Source organism: Microcoleus sp. SVA1B4 (assembly GCF_036700545.1).
In the GTDB taxonomy this organism is placed as follows: domain Bacteria; phylum Cyanobacteriota; class Cyanobacteriia; order Cyanobacteriales; family Microcoleaceae; genus Microcoleus.
In genome coordinates this window covers 81,826-95,712 of sequence record NZ_JAUBPB010000020.1, presented here as the reverse complement: position 1 = coordinate 95,712, position 13,887 = coordinate 81,826, and the positions used below count along the sequence as shown (strand labels likewise).

Here is a 13,887-nt window from a genome sequence, read left to right as displayed (position 1 = left end):
TTCTATCATATAGCGGAGGGCGAAAAATTTTGGCTCTTATCATACTTTTAACCATTTACAAAACCGGGATGCTCCCAGATCGATCGCCCTAGGGACAAAGATTTCTGCTAAAGTATAGCGCGTACTTAAATCAAACAGCCTACACTTGTGGAAAGAATTCCAAACGAGGCCTTAGTAATTCGTGGCGGTCGCAATCGCCCAGAAGATATTAAACGCAGTACGGCAACTCACCCCAGCGGCATCACGGGAATTTCTGTAGAATGTGCAGTAGGATTATCTGTAGCAGAGTTAGCAGTGACAATCCCTCATGGACAAGTTGGTGTGACGACAGTAAGTGATGTTCGATCGTCCGATGGAGATGTCATCCGTACTTCTGGTCGAAGCCCAAATCATGCAACATTAACTGGCTTAACACCAGAAAAAGCAAGTCTGCTGCTGACACCAACGATTCCTAATCCATCACAACAATCATAGTGAGTTGAGCAAAAATATGAAATATCCCAGAATCTTTGCAGACTTTCATAATGCGGATGAACAAGGTCGCCTCCGCCTAAATTGCGTTGGTACGATTGAAGATTTGAGTCGCCAAAATATTAAGTTGGAAGATGGCAAATTTTTAGCATTGTATGACGAAGAGTTAGAAGTCGATGGCGTAGTGCAATATTCAGAAGAGGAAAGTCTTTGGGTTGCAGTAATTGATTGGAAGCAAATTAGGCAAGTAGAGGATATGCTTGTTCAAGCAACAGTCTAGTGCGATCGCTGGCTAAATGCGGGTATCAAGTAAAAGTTTCATTCCAAAACTTCCCACAGTTAGGCGACAGGAGCAATTAAATCTCCTAATATTTCACCGCTTCCTTTCATTGTGCCAAACAGGGGGCGTGGGGTTTGGGTAGTGGCAGGATAGATAATCACTAATGGTTTCCCTTCATGGATGATGGTGAGGGGGGTTTTGGTACGTTCCCTTAAACTTCTTCTTCTTCCTTCGCGTCCTTCACGTCTTCGCGGTTCATTTCTAACACAAATACCCAATCCAGGCCGGCAAAACCTCCGGCGAACCGTACCACTTCCCCGGAGAACGAGGCGAATGCCAAACCCCCTCCAACACCAAATTTTCGGCCCCGTCCAAAACAGCAGCTTCCACCGGCGTAATTCCATCTCCCCAAGTTTCGCCCTTCCCCACAGTCAACTCATAACTTTTGTAAGCCAGCCAAGTCCCTAAACCGCGCTTGCCAAAAACAGCCTTCCCAGCAGCGCACACGTAGCGCACCTGCGGGTGAAAAGCCCCCGGATAGTGAATTTTGACAAAATCTAGATTTTTGCGCGTCCAGCGCTCTTGAGAGACGTGCGGCGTGCCTAAAGTGATTAAAGTATTCACATAAGGGTGAGCTTCCCACAAACCCGCGTCCTCAAGCACATCCCCGTGAATCGTGTAAGGCTTTTCGCCCAAATAGATGCGAGAAATCCAGCCGCCGGCGGAATGACCAACGAGATTGATCTGGGGAACGCCGTATTGCTGTAACATTTGTTTGACAGTACGATCGAGCTGTCGCAAAATTGGCACCATCGACCGCCCGCCAAAAGTCGGCAACCAATCTCCCTTGCCCAGAGGCACTGTTACTGTTGGGAAACCTCGATCGACCAGAGATTTTTCTAATTCGCGATAGTCGGAAGCAGCAGCAAAATATCCTGGTAAAATCACGGTTGGTAATGGCATTGTCAATTTTAGATTTTAGATTTTAGATTTTAGATTTTGCGGCCGGAGTGCTACGATCTGTTTTTCAAGTTCAAAGACGCTTGCCAAAGCATCCTTTGGATTGTTAACATCTGCCGCTCGTTAAACCTTTTGCTTAGGGAATATCTACTTCTATGGCTCGCGAGCCGATTCAAACATGGTATTTTACCCTAGTTGTCGTTCACTTAGAAGACCGTTTTCTACTGGTACAAGAGCGCAAGTACGAGCAGCAGTGGTATCTCCCCGCAGGGCGAGTGGAAAAAGGGGAGACTTTGCTCGAAGCTGCTATGCGTAATACCTTTGAGGAAGCGGGCATTTCCATCATCGTTGAGGGAATTCTCCGGGTAGAGCACACAGTGATGCCTAGGGGCAATGTGCGCCTCCGAGTCATTTTTGTGGCTCGTCCACAAGATAAGACGCCGCCCAAGAGTAAGCCGGATGAGCATACTTTGTGCGCGGGCTGGTATTCTCTCAAGGAATTAGACCAGTTGTCTCTACGGGGAGAGGAAGTGCGGGAAATGTTTCAATATATGGCAAGCGGCGCTCCAATTTATCCCATCGACTTGCTCACCATCGAGGGAGCTCCTTTTAAAAATTACCGCTATCGCTGGTGAATCCATCGATTTTGGATTTTGGATTTTGGATTTTTGATTTGAGACTTCGGCGTGAGTGCGATCGCCCTTACGATTTTAGATTTACTTGCAGCGCAGTGAATCAGGGAGCAGGAACTTTAATCTACAATTTTTAGAATCGACCCTGACGCTACTGTCGCGGGCTTGTAGTCATTTTGGGGCGGGGCTACCGAGGGACTGCGGGCTGGGCTGACAGCCACTCGATCAGTTTTTTGATGGCGTAACCGAATTGGAAACGCCGATCGATCGAACTTGTCGATCGTGTTTAATAAATTTGGTTCAGTTTCGGGCCCATGAATTTTCATCAAGGTTGATCGGGCAACTTCGAGGGCGATCGTGCTAAAATTATACCTTTGAATTCCCAACCTCTCCTCATTAAAACGAATTTACACTCAATCACAACCACAACAATATAAATTACCAATCCCCAATCACTCAATCTCGCAATCCCCCAATCTAAAATCTAAAATCTAACCATCCCCCAATCCCCAATCTAAAATCTAAAATCTAACCATCCCCCAATCCCCCAATCTAAAATCTAACCATCCCCCAATCCCCCAATCTAAAATCTAAAATCTAAAATCTAAAATTTAAATGACTGACTCTTCCTCCCTAGCCAACACCCTTTCGGAACCGCTGCGCCAGCCTTTTTGGTGGGCAGCCCTAGCTTCTGTGGGCCTGCACGGAGTCCTCGGAGCAACCGCCCCGACGCTCTCAAACATACTTTATGGTGGAAATTCCTCAAAAAATATCCCCGGTTCTGTCGGCTTAGTAGAACTAACTCCCGCAGAAGTCAGCCGCCTGCCACAAACCATACCACCGAAACCGTCTAATACGCGATTTACGCCATTTACGATCGCACCAGTTCCCCTTCCACCAGCGCCAAAGTTAGCCCCACCCTTGCCCCCCGCACCTGATACCATCAACTTGCCCGCCATGCCACCGGGAATGCCCCCTCCTGGATTCTTTTCCCCTCTCCCTCCTTCCCCTCTCCCGCCCTTCACGGCCCCAACAGCCCCGCCACCTCCCACAACTCCATCCCCAATAGTCAGAGCCCCCTCCCAGCCAATACCCACTTTCGTCCCACCCGTACCTCCCAGCGGTTTCCTTTTCCCACCTTTACCTGGTAATTTCGATCGCAATATCCCGCCACCACCATCGCTGAATGAAGCGCCCCAGATTCCCGGCGGCGGCTCGGAAGATGAAGCAGAAGCGCTCAAAAGGATTATAGCCAGTAGAGGCGGACTGCCACTATTTCCAGACGGAGCTCCAGTCTTTACCCCGGAATTCCCAATTGGCAGGAATGTGGGACCCGATGGAGTACCAAAATTGACTCAAAAAGATCCCAATAAAAGGACTCTCATCGCAGAAACTCAGTCCGGTCAACCGGGTTCAAACTTACCCACCGACAGAGAGACACTGCTGGCGGCTGGAGAGACCTATGTTGCTTTGTTTGAGAAATTCAAAAAGGCTTATCCTGACTTGGAAATGACAGGCCCGACTCCTGTGCCTGTGCCTTATCCCGTAACAGCTTGCTCACAAAAACTCCAAGGAAGAGCAGTTTTTGGAGCAGTTGTCAGCCCTCAAGGCTTGCTCAAGGCCGAGCCACAGCCGATCGTCCCCACGGGTTACGGTATTCTCGATAATGCCGCTAAAATTGCGATTATTAGTCCTTCTCTAACATTTTCAGCAGCCAGCACGCACAAGCTTTACCAACTGGATGTCGAGTTTAAGTACGACGAAAAAGTTTGTAGTGGCATTCCTGTCACCCCAACCAGGCCCAACCCACCAGGCCAGCAGCCGCCAGCGCCCGCCCCCACAGCGCCCAGCAGACCAACAGGCCAGCCGCCCTCCCCAGCGCCTACTGAAGTGCAACCGCAGTTTGAGAAGCCGCCGGCCCCCTCAAACAAACCGCAGCCAGGGGCCCAACCGTCGCCGCCTGCACCCAAGCCAGGGGCTCAACCGTCGCCATCGCCTGAACCGAAACCAGCCGCGGAACAGTCGCCTTCTCCTCAACCGGAACCCGCCGAAGAGTCCCCGCAGCCCGAAGCTGCACCATCTCCTGCTGCCGAAGAGTCGCCGTCACCATCGCCGGAAGCCGCACCATCTCCTGCCGCCGAAGAGTCTCCGCAGCCGGAAGCTGCACCATCTCCTGCCGCCGAAGAGTCTCCGCAGCCCGAAGCTGCACCATCTCCTGCCCCGGATGTGTCGCCGTCACCATCGCCGGAAGCAGCGCCATCTCCTGCTGCCGAAGTGTCGCCGTCACCATCGCCGGAAGCAGCGCCATCTCCTGCGGCTACCGAAAATTAATTGGGCATCGCTAATTGGCAATCGGTATTGTAAAACTTCGTTGAGTTTATAAGCAATTATAAACAATAGTAGTTAGTAGTTAGTAGGGTGCGTCAGCTTGAATATTTGTAGCTTCTCAAACGAATTTCTACTTGCTGACGCACCCTACTTTATCAACTAAGAACGAAGTTGTTTTTCGTCCGCCTGACCAGGCTTGGGACGATTGAAGTTTGGACTACAAAGCTAATTATCTATTTCCCTTAACCTCTCAATTGTATTGAACTTTATACATTTGAAATAAGTCGCCGCTTTGCTTTTTTACTACCTTAGCGCCTGCAGCTTTAATCATTTTTTCCCAATCTTCTATTGTCTCTAAAAATACTTCGCCGGCTCGATAAGTTTCCAAAATTGCCCAATCTTCTGCTAAAGGAGCATTGGGGTTGAGGACATCAAAAACAAAATGACCGCCCGGTTTTAGTACCCGCTTTACTTCTCCCATGACAATATTCCAATAGTCTATGGGATAGTAACAGCTAAAGCCTGTAGCGAGGCATAAATCGAACTGAGCCTCCTCGTAATTTAACTGGTGAGCGGGAGCCCATTCTACGCCTTTGAACAGCTTAGAATTGAGCTGAGGGCCGCGAGCGTTTAAGGCGTCTCGCGCGGCGCTGCTGATTTCTTGACCGTAAAAATAGGCTTCCCAATCCCGCCAAGGGTAGATGAGAAAGCTGACTCCGCAGCCTATGTCTAAACAGCGCTGATTTTTTTGAGGTTTGGCAATTTTCCAGAAGGGAGAAACTGTTTTTGCTTGGAGAGTTCCTGCGACTGATTCTAGGAAAATCGGCATTGCTTCGACTTCTTCGGGTAAGGCGAAAGCTTCTCCTCGGTATTCGCGATCGAACCGGGCAGCAACCTGCGATAGTAAAACTTGCCAGCTATCTGATTTGCCTTTGGCAAACCAAGTTTGCTCGCTTGTACTTGCTGGGCGTTCGGACTTTTTAGACATTCTTGAATTACCTTTTAGAAGCTTTGAGAGCTTTTGTAAAGTTTTGGCGGTAAGGCTTATTAAAAATTAACGCGGGCCAGAGCAGGGAGAGCTTCAGGCGATTTGCAAAACTTCGATCGAAGTTAGTGCGATCGAAACCATTCCAAAATTTCCAAATACCGCCACCGTAAGCGATCAGCAATGCCAAGCTAATTAACGTACTCATTTAAAAAACCCCTAAGCAATGGATAGGATTTTGGGTCAGCTAGTCAAAGCGCTACCCTTAATCTATCATTTATCAGACGCCAAGGCACACCGATAGCTGTAGTAATTCCACCTTCCGAAAGAGACTGCAAAATCCCCGCTGGCCACAAACTTAAAAATAACACCCCCGAAATAGCTTTCACCGAGCAAGCAAGAAGGGACTTCTGGTAAAAGTCGATCGTTCTGAGGACTTATAAGATTGAATAAGTGAAGAATTAAAGAATTGGGAATGACTGATGAGATAAGGGTTTCGAGTACGGGCCTACAGTTGCATTCTTTTTTTTAACTGGTATCACCCAAGATCCCCTACAAATCCGAGTTCGACCGGGGGAGTGGTGCGATGCCGCAAGTTCTAATTCGGTTGAAATCGGTTGCTGTTGGGGGACGGCCTGGCCGAACGGGATTTACCAGACGTGTCACTACTCGAAGATAATTAACTAAGAACTGATAGCTCGCGGCCGACGAATTACAGCAGGCAAACTTTTTCTAGCGGACAATAGCGGTAGAGAGCTTTTTAAGCAAGGAGGATTTTATGCGTGCAGTGCTGATGGCTGGGGGATCGGGAACGAGGCTCAGACCCCTGACGTGCGATTTGCCCAAACCGATGGTGCCGATTCTCAATCGCCCGATCGCAGAACACATTATTAATTTGCTAAAAAGGCATCAGATTACGGAAATTATTGCGACGCTGCACTACCTTCCCGATGTCATGCGCGAATATTTTACTGACGGGGCAGAGTTTGGCGTTCAAATGACTTACGCTGTGGAGGAAGACCAACCGCTGGGTACGGCTGGTTGCGTCAAAAATATTGCTGAACTGCTCGATCGCACTTTTTTGGTCATCAGCGGCGACAGCATCACAGACTTCGACTTAACCGCAGCAATCAAATTTCACCGTAGCCAGCAATCCAAAGCCACGTTAATTTTAACTCGCGTTCCCAACCCGATGGAATTCGGGGTCGTGATTACCGAGGAAAATTACCGCATCAGTCGCTTTCTGGAAAAGCCTTCTAGCAGCGAAATTTTCTCCGATACTATCAATACCGGCATTTATATTTTAGAACCCGAAGTCTTGGATTACCTGCCGGTAAATCAGGAGTGCGACTTCTCGAAAGACTTGTTTCCCCTGCTACTGGAAAAAAACGAGCCGATGTACGGCTACATCGCCGAGGGTTACTGGTGCGATGTCGGCCAGCTAGATGTTTACCGGGAATCTCAGTACGACGCGCTGCGGGCCAAGGTCAAACTGGATTTGAGCTACTACAACGAAGTTCGATCGGGACTTTGGGTAGGTCAGAATACTTTTATTGACGATAGCGCGATCGTCGAAGTACCGGCCATGATCGGCAACAATTGCCGAATTGGAGCCCGAGTTAAAATCGATGCAGGTACTGTGATCGGAGATAACGTGACTGTGGGGGCCGACGCTAATCTCAAACGTCCCATCGTCTGGAACGGAGCAATTGTCGGTGAAGACGCTCATCTTAGGGCCTGCGTGATTTGCCGGAGTACCCGCGTAGACAGGCGCGCTCACGTCCTCGAAGGTGCTGTCGTCGGTTCAATGTCCATCGTGGGAGAAGAAGCACAAGTGGGGCCGAGCGTGCGCGTCTGGCCGAGCAAAAATATTGAATCCGGCGCTCTGTTAAATCAAAATTTAATTTGGGGAGAACAAGCTAAGCGGAATTTGTTCGGTCAGCGTGGCGTTCAAGGACTGGCAAATGTGGATGTTACCCCGGAATTTGCAGTGAAATTGGGCGCGGCTTATGGCTCGACTTTGAAACCGGGGACTGCGGTATCGGTTTCTCGTGACCAGCGGAGCATTTCGCGGATGGTTTCGAGGTCTTTGATTGCGGGTTTGATGTCGGTGGGAATTAATGTGATCAATTTGGAATCGACGGCAATTCCGATCGCGCGCACGGTTTCGTCTACGATATCAATTGCTGGTGGCATTCATGTTCGCATTTCGCCCGATCGCTCCGACCACATTTTAATTGAATTCTTCGATATCAAAGGCATCAATATTACAAAAGGAGCTGAGAAAAAAATCGAGGGGGCTTATTTTAAGGAAGATTTGCGGCGAGCTCTAATTCCCGAAATTGGAGAGATGACGTACTTTAACCAAGCTCTCGATGTTTACAACCGCATTTTTGAGCGGCAGATGAATGTTGAGGCAATACGCTACAGCAATTCTAAGGTGGTAATCGATTACGTTTACGCGGTTTCTGGAGCAATTCTGCCCCAAATGCTTGCCAAGTTCGGCTGCGATGCGGTGGTTCTCAATGCCAGTCTCAAACAGACTTCTCTAAGCAACGGGGAACGGGAATATTTGCTCGACCAACTCGGCCGGGTGGTGAAAGCACTCAGCGCTAATTTTGGAGTGCAGGTATCGGCTAACGGCGAACAGCTCATTTTGGTAGATGAGTCTGGGATAGCGATTCGTGGGGAAATGCTGACGGCGTTGATGGTAAATTTGATGCTGACTTCTCATCCCAAAGGTACAGTAGTAGTGCCGGTTCATGCGTCTTCTGCGGTGGAGGCGATCGCCCGACGCTATCAAAGCAAGGTAATCCGCACGAAGGCGAACCCAACTGCTTTGATGGAAGCCGCTAACAGGAACCCGAATGTGGTTTTGGGCGGCAGCGGCCTTATGGGTTTTATTTTCCCGCAGTTGCATCCCGGATTTGACGGAATGTTCTGCATTGCTAAAGTGATAGAAATGATGACGATTCAGGAGCGATCGCTCGGACAGATCAAGGCGGAACTTCCCCGCATCACCCACCGCAGTTACAGCGTCCGCTGTCCTTGGACTATCAAGGGTTCGCTGATGCGACATTTAGTAGAAACTCATTCGCCCGATCGTTTAGAATTATTAGATGGAGTGAAGATTTTTAACTACAGCGACGACAATTGGGTATTAGTTTTACCCGATGCTAGTGAACCGACCGTTCATATCTTCGCCAACAGTGAGGATCGAGATTGGGTATCTGAAACGTTGAAGGAGTACCGTGCCCTCGTTCACGATTTTGTCACTCAAGCCGAGGCGGCGGTTCTCCAAGATAAATTTGGTAACGTGTAATCCGTCATGGTGACAACTAATAGCGATCGGGCGCAGAAAAATCAGTAATTACCAATTGGCAATTGGCAATTCCCCAAAGCAAGACCCACAAGTCATCGGTACACGGATAGCTATTTCTTCCTTCTTCCTTCTTCCGTCTTCCGTCTTCCGTCTTCCGTCTTCCGTCTTCCGTCTTCCTTCTTCCTTCTGCCTTCTTCAACATCCAATTCCCAATTACGCACAGAGAACAGATGAATAGCTGCATTTTGATGGCGGAAATAATTCAACAACCGCAACTCCGTTATACTCCTGACAATCAACTTCAAATCGCTGAGATGTTGGTGCAGTTTCCTGGCCCAAAACCAGAAGATCCCCCCGAACATTTGAAAGTGATAGGATGGGGAAATTTTGCTCAAGAAATTCACGAAAAATATCACGAGGGCGATCGCGTGATTATTGAGGGGCGGCTGAGCATGAATACGATCGAAAGAGATGGTATTAAAGAAAAGCGCGCTGAACTGACAGCTCAAAGGATTTACAGTGTAGGCGCCGATGCCATGAGTTCGGCTCCCCCAGCTAGAACCGCCCCGGAACCGGCTCAAATTCGCGACACCGCCCCGGCTAATGTGCCAAGCAATGTAGTACCTTTAGGCTCGCACAAGCGCAGTTCTAATAGCGCTCCAAGCGGCCCTAATCGCACGTCTAGTTCGGATTGGAACTCCCATCAGTCGTCTAATTCTGAGTCCGATCGCCAGTCGGGTTCGTCTAACGAACCGGAAAATCCCGATTACGATCCGATTCCATTTTAAAAATTAGGGTGCATCACTTTACAACTGGACTGTTCGAGCGAAAGTGACGCACCTTAATTGAAGAGCGATTCCCTACGGGATAGCTTCGCTCGCGCGTACTTCAGGAAAAAATGGGCGATCCAATTTGGCTGAACTACGAGCTAAATTGCAAATTTTACAGCTCGATCGTCACAACTTTTTTCTTGCTTTTTTCGTCGCGCAGCACGACGGTATTGTAGGGTGATGTATCCGTCCCCAGCGGAATTGGCAGCTTAAAGCTGCCGCTTTTATGCTTAAGTTCGCCTAAATCAATACTTTTCGTTATATTGCCATCTGTTGCCAGATAAGCGGTAAGTTCGCCTTTATAATCTTCAATCAAAAAGTCTCTGAAGAAAACGACTTCCCCAGCCTCGGCATCGATAGCAAGGATGACCGTACCGCTAAACGTTGCGCCTTTTTCTTCTTCATCAACCGTCGCCATTTTAATTTCCGAGGGGTCTTGACCGGACATATCTGCCATAAATTTTTTCTCCTGAACTGAGCGCAATAATTAACAAGAAGCTTACCTGATGCTAGGGGCGATTGCAAAACTCTTAGGACGTATTTCTGCATCGGTCTTGCTTCTCTCTAAGGTTAGAGAAGCCCGCGATGGCGAATTATACCACCAATTATCTCAATTCTTGAATCAGTAAGGAATGAGAATTAAATAACTTCCACTCTTGAAAGTGGGATGGGCGTCCCGCCCGTCCAAAAAGGACGGGCGGGACGCCCATCCCACAATAACAATTAAAATTGTAAGTTATTTAATTAATTCGCGCTCCTAAGTACAGACTGTTAAAATTATCTCTAGAATACCCCCAAGTCTCGCAAACACCGCCGCGTTAATTCGATTCGATATTTAGCATCCTTACTGTTGAGTTTTTAAGTGATTGGGTAGAGAATTAAGCCTGATGTTTTTGATAATTTAAGAGCGATCGCACTTCACTCAAGAAAAGGCGATCGCCCTGAAAAATTATTCTTTCCAGTAACGGGTCAAAATCCGCATTACTTCACCTGCGATCGGCGACGGTAAAGGCGGACTCCATTCCCCAACTTCTGCAAAACCCAAGACGTGAAGTAAATTGATGATGCTTTCCACTCCTTTGGGAATCCCGCAAATCAACAATCGGATCGGTTGCTTTCCGATGGGTGCGTCGGGAATTTCTTCGCGCAGGAGTTCGGGAACTGACTTTGGCTGTGATATCATAAGTTTTAACTAGACAATAGTCGGAGAGCGATCGCCCTTGAGTTTTCGAGGCCAAGGGGCGATCGCTTTTCCGTTTGTACATCCTCAGCATAGTTCATTCGCTGCTGCAAGTCAAGCGATACGACAAAAAATATTGCCGATACGGCAACACACGTGTTAGTGAAGGTTGCAGGATGCTAACATCACCTTGCAAAGTCCTGGCTAGTAGTTGAGCACCCGCAGTGATCCGTTGGAAATTGGCAGTTGTAATGGCCGATCGCAATATCAGCAATAAAGAATTGGCGGCTAGAGTTGGGATGCACCCAACATCTGTTTCTAAAATCAAAACCCGCCGCCGGCTAACAAGAATTGATGAAACAACTCTTGATGCTTTGTGCAAAGCACTAAACTGCCAACCGGGAGATTTAATGGTGTATGAGGAGGAAAATTCCGATCGCACTTAACAAACCGACTGCGGTTAGGAGTAAGGTGGACAGCGACGCCCCCTACACATTCGTGAAGCGAAGCTATCCCGTAGGGAATCGCACAATTTCCACTGCAAAAACGCGAGCAAACTCAGCGACAAGGATCGATCGCACTCGATCAACCTCAATTCCGGGGATAAACTGCTCTAAACTGCCAACAGGTCGATCGGGAATTCCGCAAGGTACAATTTGCCCAAAGCCTGCGAGATCGGGACAAACATTTAAAGCAAAACCGTGCATCGTAATCCAGCGGCTGACTTTAATGCCGATCGCACCTAGCTTGCACCCATCCACCCAAACCCCAGTCATACCGGGAACCCGCGAACCCTTCAACCCCAAAACTTCCAGCACCCCCAGCAGCACTTCCTCCAACTGCCGCAAATACCAGTGCAAATCAGGCTGGTGACGGCGCAAATTTAAAATCGGATAGCCCACCAATTGACCCGGACAGTGGTAAGTCACCTCGCCGCCCCGCTCAACTCGGTGAAGTTCCGCCCCAGTTTGGCTTGGGTCAAATTTCAGAAATTCCAGCTTTGCTCCCAGTCCCAAAGTGTAAACCGGCGGATGTTCCAGCAAAATCAGGACATCTGGCAAATCAGGCTTGTCGCGGCGTTCTTGCACGAGTTTTTGCTGGATTTCCCAAGCTTGGGAGTAGGGAACTTGTCCCCAATCGAGGAGCAAGCAGGGTTGTGCATTTAGTGGTTGATGGATTAGAGGAGAAACCATGCAAAAAATCAATAGTATTTTTACGGAATATTGGCCCAGCTTAAATCAAGAATTGTCAACATATAATAAAAGATTTGGAAGATAAGTGTTTTCGAGAATACATAGTGCTACTGTATAAAATATACCGAAGTTACAGAAGGGAGGGAGCTCTATGAAGCTTGTTATCCAGGGTAAAAATATAGAAATCACCGATGCGATTCGCGAGTACGTCAATCAAAAGGTGGAAAAGGCAGTTAGCCATTTTCAAACTTTGACGACAGAAGTGGACATACATCTATCGGTGGCTCGTAACCCCAGGATCAATCCTAAGCAGACTGCTGAGGTGACAATTTATGCTAACGGCAGCGTTATTCGGGCTGAAGAAAGCACGGAAAGCCTGTATGCCAGCATAGATTTGGTTGCCGACAAGATAGCTCGTCAACTGCGGAAATTCAAGGAAAAACGTCACGACAACAAAATCCAGAGTAGTGCCAAAACGGTTACGGTAGTTGAAGAACATCCTGTAGTAGCGGATCTGATTGGCGATCGAACTCCCGAACTTCCTGCTGAGGTGGTACGGACTAAGTATTTTGCTATGCCTCCAATGACTGTGCAACAAGCTTTGGAACAATTGCAGATTATCGATCACGATTTCTATATGTTCCGTAATGCGGAAACAGACGAAATTAACGTACTCTACGAACGCAAGACTCACGGTGGCTATGGAGTTATCCAACCCCGGCACAGCAACGGTAACGGTAATAGCAAAAATGGCAAAACTGCCGAAAGCGCTACATCTGAAAAATCGAGTGTTGCAAAAAGCTAGATAATTGCTAAGTGCTAATTGTTAATGGCTGCAAGTCGTTAGCAAAAAAGGACTAAAGTCCTTACTACGAACCACGAGTTTTTAGTAAGAACTTTAGTCCTTTCTTAGTTTTTTAAGATAATGATTCGTAGTCAGGACGTTGCTGATATTTCCTAGAGAAAATGGATGAACAATTATGTTATTGGAGTTAAGACAATTAAAGATTCAACCGGGTCAGCAATTACTGGTTGAGGATGTTAACTGGCAACAATTTGAAAGTATTTTGGCGGAATTAGGAGAACGTCGTGCTTCCCGACTTTCCTATAGTAACGGACGGTTAGAAATTATGGTTCCTCTGCCCGAACATGAAAAAGCCAAAGAAATTATTGGCGACATGGTAAAAATTTTGTTGGAAACACGACAAATAGCATTTGAGTCATTAGGTTCGACAACCTTGAAAAATGAACGCATGAGTCAGGCTGTCGAACCGGATAGCTGTTTTTACATTCAAAATCAAGCAGCCGTTATAGGTAAAAATCGCCTCGATATGAGTGTTGATCCGCCCCCAGACTTAGCTATAGAAATTGATCTCACCTCTCGCACGCAGTTGGATAATTATCAAATTCTAGGAGTGCCGGAACTTTGGCGATACGCACGGCGAGGGCTACAAATCAACGTTTTGCAAGCCGAACAATATATTGAGTCTGATGTTAGTCCCACTTTCCCTAATATCCCTATTGTCGAACTGGTGAATCAGTACACTCAGCAGAGTCAAGTTGCTGGCAGAACCCACGCTATTCAAGCTTTTAAAAATTGGGTACGGGAAAATCTCTAGTCTCAGAACTTTCTTCCTCACTACAAACTGTTAGTTCGCAGTCACGAATTTAGTTTTTTCTTGTTTTTTTAGACAATGAGGGATGAG

16 protein-coding genes are annotated in these 13,887 nt (G+C 47.7%); 9 read left to right on the top strand and 7 right to left on the bottom strand.

From position 1 onward, the window contains the following. Positions 1-147 precede the first annotated feature (147 nt). Both QT987_RS12255 and QT987_RS12250 read left to right on the top strand, forming a co-directional pair. Entirely contained in the window at positions 148-474 is a 327-nt protein-coding gene (locus QT987_RS12255; protein WP_333240146.1) for a flavoredoxin, read from the top strand. Positions 475-490: 16 nt separating this feature from the next. Continuing rightward, positions 491-751: a hypothetical protein gene (locus tag QT987_RS12250; RefSeq protein WP_242722229.1), complete on the top strand. Its 261-nt coding sequence runs from the start codon at positions 491-493 to the stop codon at positions 749-751. Positions 752-1,012: 261 nt separating this feature from the next. Here QT987_RS12250 and QT987_RS12245 read toward each other — a convergent pair whose 3' ends face one another. Beyond that, a complete protein-coding gene (locus QT987_RS12245; RefSeq protein ID WP_333240144.1) occupies positions 1,013-1,714 on the bottom strand; it encodes an alpha/beta fold hydrolase in 702 nt (233 codons plus the stop codon). 152 nt (positions 1,715-1,866) lie between these two features. On the opposite strand from QT987_RS12245, the gene QT987_RS12240 reads away from it, so the two are divergent. Then, entirely contained in the window at positions 1,867-2,346 is a 480-nt protein-coding gene (locus tag QT987_RS12240) for an NUDIX domain-containing protein (RefSeq protein ID WP_333053933.1), read from the top strand. 612 nt (positions 2,347-2,958) lie between these two features. Further along, on the top strand, positions 2,959-4,674 hold the full coding sequence (locus QT987_RS12235; RefSeq protein ID WP_333240143.1) for a hypothetical protein: 1,716 nt from the start codon (positions 2,959-2,961) through the stop codon (positions 4,672-4,674). Positions 4,675-4,921: 247 nt separating this feature from the next. Here QT987_RS12235 and QT987_RS12230 read toward each other — a convergent pair whose 3' ends face one another. Continuing rightward, entirely contained in the window at positions 4,922-5,659 is a 738-nt protein-coding gene (locus QT987_RS12230) for a class I SAM-dependent methyltransferase (protein WP_333053930.1), read from the bottom strand. 7 nt (positions 5,660-5,666) lie between these two features. Then, complete coding sequence (locus QT987_RS12225; RefSeq protein ID WP_333030091.1) at positions 5,667-5,864, bottom strand: hypothetical protein; 198 nt, start codon at positions 5,862-5,864, stop codon at positions 5,667-5,669. Between the two features lie 570 nt (positions 5,865-6,434). On the opposite strand from QT987_RS12225, the gene QT987_RS12220 reads away from it, so the two are divergent. Continuing rightward, the gene (locus QT987_RS12220; RefSeq protein WP_333240141.1) at positions 6,435-8,978 is read left to right on the top strand and encodes a mannose-1-phosphate guanyltransferase; all 2,544 of its coding nucleotides are present in this window, start codon (positions 6,435-6,437) and stop codon (positions 8,976-8,978) included. Between the two features lie 16 nt (positions 8,979-8,994). Here the strand turns inward: QT987_RS12220 and QT987_RS12215 are convergent, their stop codons facing one another. Then, positions 8,995-9,180 (bottom strand): hypothetical protein, encoded by a 186-nt coding sequence (locus QT987_RS12215; RefSeq protein WP_333240139.1) that lies wholly within the window; start codon positions 9,178-9,180, stop codon positions 8,995-8,997. Between the two features lie 28 nt (positions 9,181-9,208). Between QT987_RS12215 and QT987_RS12210 the strand changes: the two genes are divergently transcribed. Continuing rightward, positions 9,209-9,766 carry a single-stranded DNA-binding protein gene (locus tag QT987_RS12210; protein ID WP_333240137.1) on the top strand — a complete coding sequence of 186 codons (558 nt, stop codon included), beginning with the start codon at positions 9,209-9,211 and terminating at the stop codon, positions 9,764-9,766. A 154-nt stretch (positions 9,767-9,920) separates the two neighbouring features. On the opposite strand, the gene QT987_RS12205 is transcribed toward QT987_RS12210, so the two are convergent. Next, positions 9,921-10,265, bottom strand: coding sequence for a hypothetical protein (locus tag QT987_RS12205; protein ID WP_333240135.1), 345 nt, complete (start codon positions 10,263-10,265; stop codon positions 9,921-9,923). A gap of 492 nt (positions 10,266-10,757) precedes the next feature. Then, positions 10,758-10,991 (bottom strand): hypothetical protein, encoded by a 234-nt coding sequence (locus QT987_RS12200; protein ID WP_333240133.1) that lies wholly within the window; start codon positions 10,989-10,991, stop codon positions 10,758-10,760. A gap of 221 nt (positions 10,992-11,212) precedes the next feature. Here QT987_RS12200 and QT987_RS12195 point away from each other — a divergent pair, with 221 nt between their 5' ends. Next, complete coding sequence (locus QT987_RS12195) at positions 11,213-11,434, top strand: helix-turn-helix domain-containing protein (protein ID WP_332984474.1); 222 nt, start codon at positions 11,213-11,215, stop codon at positions 11,432-11,434. A 63-nt stretch (positions 11,435-11,497) separates the two neighbouring features. Here QT987_RS12195 and lipB read toward each other — a convergent pair whose 3' ends face one another. Beyond that, complete coding sequence (gene lipB, locus QT987_RS12190; protein ID WP_333240131.1) at positions 11,498-12,181, bottom strand: lipoyl(octanoyl) transferase LipB; 684 nt, start codon at positions 12,179-12,181, stop codon at positions 11,498-11,500. A 151-nt stretch (positions 12,182-12,332) separates the two neighbouring features. Here lipB and hpf point away from each other — a divergent pair, with 151 nt between their 5' ends. Together hpf and QT987_RS12180 are read left to right on the top strand one after the other, a co-directional pair. Next, positions 12,333-12,986 (top strand): ribosome hibernation-promoting factor, HPF/YfiA family, encoded by a 654-nt coding sequence (hpf, locus tag QT987_RS12185; RefSeq protein WP_333162386.1) that lies wholly within the window; start codon positions 12,333-12,335, stop codon positions 12,984-12,986. Between the two features lie 175 nt (positions 12,987-13,161). Then, on the top strand, positions 13,162-13,800 hold the full coding sequence (locus QT987_RS12180) for a Uma2 family endonuclease (RefSeq protein WP_333240129.1): 639 nt from the start codon (positions 13,162-13,164) through the stop codon (positions 13,798-13,800). The last annotated feature ends 87 nt before the right edge of the window (positions 13,801-13,887 follow it).

What these genes read in the sequence shown, in the direction of transcription:
- QT987_RS12250 (WP_242722229.1), top strand. Translation starts at nt 491, where the DNA reads ATGAAATATCCCAGAATCTTTGCAGACTTTCATAATGCGGATGAACAA.
- QT987_RS12245 (WP_333240144.1), bottom strand. Translation starts at nt 1,714, where the DNA reads ATGCCATTACCAACCGTGATTTTACCAGGATATTTTGCTGCTGCTTCC.
- QT987_RS12240 (WP_333053933.1), top strand. Translation starts at nt 1,867, where the DNA reads ATGGCTCGCGAGCCGATTCAAACATGGTATTTTACCCTAGTTGTCGTT.
- QT987_RS12235 (WP_333240143.1), top strand. Translation starts at nt 2,959, where the DNA reads ATGACTGACTCTTCCTCCCTAGCCAACACCCTTTCGGAACCGCTGCGC.
- QT987_RS12230 (WP_333053930.1), bottom strand. Translation starts at nt 5,659, where the DNA reads ATGTCTAAAAAGTCCGAACGCCCAGCAAGTACAAGCGAGCAAACTTGG.
- QT987_RS12225 (WP_333030091.1), bottom strand. Translation starts at nt 5,864, where the DNA reads ATGAGTACGTTAATTAGCTTGGCATTGCTGATCGCTTACGGTGGCGGT.
- QT987_RS12220 (WP_333240141.1), top strand. Translation starts at nt 6,435, where the DNA reads ATGCGTGCAGTGCTGATGGCTGGGGGATCGGGAACGAGGCTCAGACCC.
- QT987_RS12215 (WP_333240139.1), bottom strand. Translation starts at nt 9,180, where the DNA reads ATGTTGAAGAAGGCAGAAGGAAGAAGGAAGACGGAAGACGGAAGACGG.
- QT987_RS12210 (WP_333240137.1), top strand. Translation starts at nt 9,209, where the DNA reads ATGAATAGCTGCATTTTGATGGCGGAAATAATTCAACAACCGCAACTC.
- QT987_RS12205 (WP_333240135.1), bottom strand. Translation starts at nt 10,265, where the DNA reads ATGGCAGATATGTCCGGTCAAGACCCCTCGGAAATTAAAATGGCGACG.
- QT987_RS12200 (WP_333240133.1), bottom strand. Translation starts at nt 10,991, where the DNA reads ATGATATCACAGCCAAAGTCAGTTCCCGAACTCCTGCGCGAAGAAATT.
- lipB (WP_333240131.1), bottom strand. Translation starts at nt 12,181, where the DNA reads ATGGTTTCTCCTCTAATCCATCAACCACTAAATGCACAACCCTGCTTG.
- hpf (WP_333162386.1), top strand. Translation starts at nt 12,333, where the DNA reads ATGAAGCTTGTTATCCAGGGTAAAAATATAGAAATCACCGATGCGATT.
- QT987_RS12180 (WP_333240129.1), top strand. Translation starts at nt 13,162, where the DNA reads ATGTTATTGGAGTTAAGACAATTAAAGATTCAACCGGGTCAGCAATTA.